Annotated in this window: 5 protein-coding genes; all 5 read left to right on the forward strand. The window is 32.7% G+C overall.

Annotation, left to right across the window (positions count from 1 at the left end):
* The first annotated feature begins 188 nt into the window (after positions 1–188).
* Positions 189–839 carry a porin family protein gene (locus FHP04_RS13980; RefSeq protein ID WP_139856772.1) on the forward strand — a complete coding sequence of 217 codons (651 nt, stop codon included), beginning with the start codon at positions 189–191 and terminating at the stop codon, positions 837–839.
* A gap of 159 nt (positions 840–998) precedes the next feature.
* Positions 999–1,967, forward strand: coding sequence for an FISUMP domain-containing protein (locus tag FHP04_RS13985; protein ID WP_139856773.1), 969 nt, complete (start codon positions 999–1,001; stop codon positions 1,965–1,967).
* 162 nt (positions 1,968–2,129) lie between these two features.
* Complete coding sequence (locus FHP04_RS13990; RefSeq protein WP_139856774.1) at positions 2,130–2,876, forward strand: hypothetical protein; 747 nt, start codon at positions 2,130–2,132, stop codon at positions 2,874–2,876.
* A gap of 597 nt (positions 2,877–3,473) precedes the next feature.
* Entirely contained in the window at positions 3,474–4,241 is a 768-nt protein-coding gene (locus tag FHP04_RS13995) for a hypothetical protein (RefSeq protein ID WP_139856775.1), read from the forward strand.
* Positions 4,242–4,404: 163 nt separating this feature from the next.
* Complete coding sequence (locus tag FHP04_RS14000; RefSeq protein WP_139856776.1) at positions 4,405–5,055, forward strand: hypothetical protein; 651 nt, start codon at positions 4,405–4,407, stop codon at positions 5,053–5,055.
* Positions 5,056–5,328: the final 273 nt, after the last annotated feature.

Here is a 5,328-nt window from a genome sequence, read left to right on the forward strand (position 1 = left end):
GTTATTTTTGAATCGAAAGGCTATATTTACTGACACACAACAATGTATATGAAAAATAGGCGAAAAAGTACTAATTGAAATATTTTTGGCTTGTATCAAACTTTAGGATTAAACAAAAATTTAGGGCTTAGTGATCGCCTACTTATCATATACGAAACGTTACAAACAATTAATAACAAAAATAGCAAATGAGAAAAATTACTTTTATTATCGGATTAGCATTATTGACAACCAATATCTTCGGACAAAATACGACCACGGAATATGGTTTAAAAGCTGGTATAAATTATTCAAAATATACTCCCAATCTTGAGTTTAACGGAATTGAAGTCGTGGATTTTAATGGCAAGTTTGGATTTTTTGTAGGCGGTTTTGTCAATGTTGGCTTTTCTGACATTTTAAAATTACAACCAGAATTACTTTTTGCTTTACAGGGTACTAATACATCACAAGAAATTGAATTGAGGTTTGAACCAGACGAAGCACCTATTGTAGGAGAACTAAAATCAAGAGTTACGGAATCTACTATTTCACTTCCGATTATGCTACAAATATATCCATCGGAAAAGTTTTATATTGAAATTGGTCCACAACTAGGATATATCGTGAGTAGAAAGGAAAAAATAACAGATGATCCATTTACTGAATTTGGAAGTCCCTTCGGAGTCAGTGAAGATTGTCCAAATTGTGATAAATTTGATTTCGGCGCAGCTTTAGGGGTTGGTTATAATTTAACAAGTCAAATCGGAATAAATGCGAGATACTTCGCAGGGCTAATTGAGAGAAATAATACAATAAAATCTTCAGTTATTAATTTGGGAGTTAATTACAAACTCTAGAAAAACTGTTTGTAACACTGTATAACCGCAATTACGGCGGATTCGACTGCGTCCGAATCCACACGTAATTGCTACCGTAGGTGCTTATCCGAAAAACATTAAATTTAATCCCGTAACTGCGGTTATACTAAACGTTATGTGCAATCAAAAATAAAAAAAATGAAGAACTTAAAACTTGCTAATTTTAAAATTGCAATTGTATTGACAATATTATTTACCTCTTGTAGTGATGATAATACAACATCCGAAGTAAATAATGAATCTCCAATAATTGAACTTCTTACACGAATAGATGTAACTGAAATTATTATTGGACCAACATTGACAATAAAAACCAATATTTCGGACAGTGACGGGTTTATTACCAACGCTAAATTACTAATTAACAATACTGTGGTAGAAACTCTAAATTCGGCACCATATAATTTTACTTGGGATACATCATTAGAAACCGAAGGAACATATCATTTTGAAATTGTTGCTATAGATGACAAAGAATCTTCAACCACTTTAGAAAAACAGGTAATTCTCAGTGCTCAATTTACTTGTGGTAATGAATTTTTTGATCCAAGAGATGGGAATATATACCAAACAATCCAAATTGGAAATCAATGTTGGATGGCTCAAAACTTAAACTTTAAAATAGATGAAGGATGTTGGGATTATTTAAATAATGAAGGTAATGGTGAAATATATGGAAAACTATACAATAGAGAAAAGGCTTTAATTGTTAGTCCAGATGGATGGCATTTACCTAGTGATGAAGAATGGAAAATTTTAGAGGGAACTGTGGATAGCCAATTTCCCGTGGGGGATAGTGAATGGGATAATGTTACTTATAGAGGTTTTGATGTTGGAAAAGAACTCAAATCTTCCACAGATTGGCTTCAAAACGGAAGCGGTACAGATACATTTGGATTTAAAGCGCTTCCAGGAGGATATAGAACGGGTGGAGCTGTAATTGAAGAAAATAATTTTGAAAATTTAGGATTTAGTGCTCCATTTTGGACAAGTACAAGTGCAGGTACTGATTTACTATATACTAGAGAATTGTTTGCAACGAAAAACACTATTTATCGCTCATTTGAAAGTAATTGGGCATTAGCAGTGCGATGTATAAAAGACTGATACTTAAAGACTGCACATAACACGAGTATAAACGCAATAGCGGAGTTAGTACTAGACCAAAAGTAATTTTATAAAAATAAAGACAGTAAAAATCGAAAGGTTCGTGCGCAAATCCCGCTACTGCGCTTATACCAAACGTTGTATGCCATTTAAAACAGAATTATGAAAAAATACATTATTGGATTTATTATGCTACTTCTTACCAATTATTCTTTTGGACAAGAATGGAATGAAAAATACGGACAACCAATTGTTGTTTTAGTTGAAACAGACCCTTGGCTTATGGTAATTGGTTCTGATGTACCAACTTTTGCTCTCTACGAAAACGGGCAAATTATTTACAAAAAAGTAGTTAAAAAGAAATGGAAATATTTCGAAGTGACTAACGACCGAGAAACAACTCAAAAAATAATAAAATCATTTGGTATTACTGATAGTTTAATGACTCAACAGGATTACATAGAAGCTTCAAGTTGGACTGACCAACCAACAAACATTTTGCTTCTAAACTTTGACACTGTAAAGCAAATTAGTGTTTATGGCAATCTCGATAAAAAAGACAATGAAACTAGAAAACAAACTCCAAAAGATTTTTTAACAGTCTATGACAACATTAAGAAATTTAAAAGCAATAAAGCGAAGGAATGGTTACCTGATCATATCGAAGTAATGTTTACAGACTACAGTCATTCTCCAGAAAAACCAAAAGAATGGCCTGAAAATTGGCCGAATTTAGAAAGCGAATCGACAATTGAAAGGAGCGAATCTCTATACAGTTTGTATTTACCAAAAGAAAACTTTGAAGAATTTATAAAGTTAATTTCGGACTTGAAGGAAAAACAAGCAGTTGAAGTAAATGGAAAGAAATTTTCAGTTTCATATCGTTTCCCTTATCCAAATTTAAGATAATAAAAACGGCATACAACATCATGTATAAAATATTTGGGGGTTTAGTGGTTACTTGAAGCATTCTACCCCGCATTAGCTTTTGTAACGGCAGACAGCTACGAAGCCCGCAATCCCCAAACATTTCATACATGTGCTCGTTGGCATTAATACAAAAAATATGACAGTAATTCATTTTTTGGAAAGGACAAAAAATAACGTGATTATAATTCTGTCAGTGATGTTTTTGGCTTGGCTGACAGCGATGACTGGTGATCTAAGCAACGTTGGACTCGGCGGACTTGCGCACTTATTTTTCCCAATCATACTCGGACTTCTGACTTTAACGCTTTATGCCGTATTTCGGATCTTCACCAAAAAACTCATTTGGATAATAACAATAGTGGGCTCGATTTATAACCTGATATTAGCATATCAATTACGTTTTGATCTAATTTAAGGAACCCGATAAAGTACTAATGCCAACAATATATAAAAACAATGCTCAAACCTTTCTCGAATCTAAAGTCTGTTCTCACTTGCATCGCTGATTGTCCTGCGGACAATCAAGCTCACCAGCTCGCACAGTTTTTATACGAGACGTTGCCAGTAATGTGAGAAATGAGAATAATTGAAAACAATAAATCAGTTTTAGAAAACAAAAAGTCTTTAGGAAGACTGATTGACTCACATTTAGAACCTTTGCTTACCGACAGAAGAAAAAACCAACAAAAGATCCTTGAAATTTGTCACGTTGGGAAATTCTTAATGTTCTTTGAAAATGATTTTGAAATATCAAAGGTTACTGAAAAACCCGATTTTATATTGACCAATGGGACTGAATATGTAGGACTTGAACATCAAATTCTTGTCGACAATAAATCAAAGGAAAGAGAAGGTTTTTTTAAAAACATATTTGACTTAGCGGAATTAGAATTGAAAAAAGATAATAGCTTACCTAATTTCCTAGCAAACTGCTATCTACTGCCCTATGTTAACTTTAAACTTTCCGAAAAGGAAGAATTAATAGCTACCGTTGTTCGAGTAGTAAAAAAATATGTTCTGACTGACATTTTAGAGAAAAATCCAATTATCGAAAGAATATGGAAAATGCCTCATTCCGGTATTAATATTTCTGAAAATTTAGGAGCTTGGTGGCAAAAGGATTTAACGAATGAAATATTGATAAAGGCTGTTTCGAAAAAAGAGAAACTAATTTCAAAATACAAAGAAAACAGTACTGAAAAACAATGGTTACTTATTGTTATTGGAAGCAATGGAGACAGTTCATATCTGATTGACCGAAACATAACATATAATGTGAAATCAGAATTTGACAAGATTTTTGTACTCGAAGATTTTAATAATAATCTATATGAGATTAAATAAAAAACACTACTGGCAACAATGTATAACCGCAATTACGGCGGATTCGACTACGTCCGAATCCACTCGGAATTGCTAACGCCAGTTCTTAACCGAAAATCATTAACTTTAATCCCGTAACTGACGGTTATACTAGACCGTTGTGCAACATTTAAAAATCCAGAACTTGAAAAATTTTTATTGGATAATTATATTATTTTCAATTCAATCATATTCGCAAAATGAAAAATGGTTTGACTTTGAATTAGACTCTATTACAAGGTTTAAATTGCCCGCCGAAAACGCCAATTTATTCAATTCGGAAGAGAACGGAATAAAAATGTATGAATTGTCCGCGAAAAAAAACGGAATCGTGTATAGCGGAAATAAGATGCTAATTACGAAATCAAGACTGCCAAATAATCTTGAGGAATTGAAAAGCATCTATGATGAGGCTGTTCCAAATATTTCAAAAAATTATCCAAAAGCAATAGTCTCTAAAGAAAGTATTGAGAAAAATGGTTTTAAAGGACAAAAATTAACATTGACAGATAGTATTGGGAATCGATTATACCAATCAGAAGTTTATCTATTAAACAATAACCTATTCCTGTTTAATTGCATTTCGCAAGACGATTCTGACATTAAAGAAGCCGAGTATTTCTTCAATCATATATCATTACCAACGAACTCGTCAATTATACAACTGACAGAAAAGTCTAATTCATTAAAATTCATATCTCGTTTTAAAACAGAGCTAATGATTTTAATTGGAATTTTAGGATTAATAATTGGAATAATAGTGCTGAAAAAAAACGTTGCACAACACCGTATATAGCTCATAGCTAATTAGTTGCTTAATCCAAAGTTATGATATATTTGCAAGTCCGCCAAATTTTTTAATTTGGCTTATTGAGAGAAAAAGATAATAAGAAAATTAAAAAATTCGGCTCGTGCTTAACCGAATAGTTATCGCTAATTTGCACGCTACGAGCCATATACAAGACCGTTGTGTGCAATAACCCTTGCTTGCTAGGTTATTTAAAAAATCAGTAAAGCGCGCGAATTTGGAAGGAAAATAATCAGTATTTTATGGTAGGACTGGTTGCAA

The organism is Aequorivita sinensis, assembly GCF_006346335.1.
Lineage (GTDB): Bacteria > Bacteroidota > Bacteroidia > Flavobacteriales > Flavobacteriaceae > Aequorivita > Aequorivita sinensis.

What these genes read in the sequence shown, in the direction of transcription:
- FHP04_RS13995 (WP_139856775.1), top strand. Translation starts at nt 3,474, where the DNA reads ATGAGAATAATTGAAAACAATAAATCAGTTTTAGAAAACAAAAAGTCT.
- FHP04_RS13985 (WP_139856773.1), top strand. Translation starts at nt 999, where the DNA reads ATGAAGAACTTAAAACTTGCTAATTTTAAAATTGCAATTGTATTGACA.
- FHP04_RS13980 (WP_139856772.1), top strand. Translation starts at nt 189, where the DNA reads ATGAGAAAAATTACTTTTATTATCGGATTAGCATTATTGACAACCAAT.
- FHP04_RS13990 (WP_139856774.1), top strand. Translation starts at nt 2,130, where the DNA reads ATGAAAAAATACATTATTGGATTTATTATGCTACTTCTTACCAATTAT.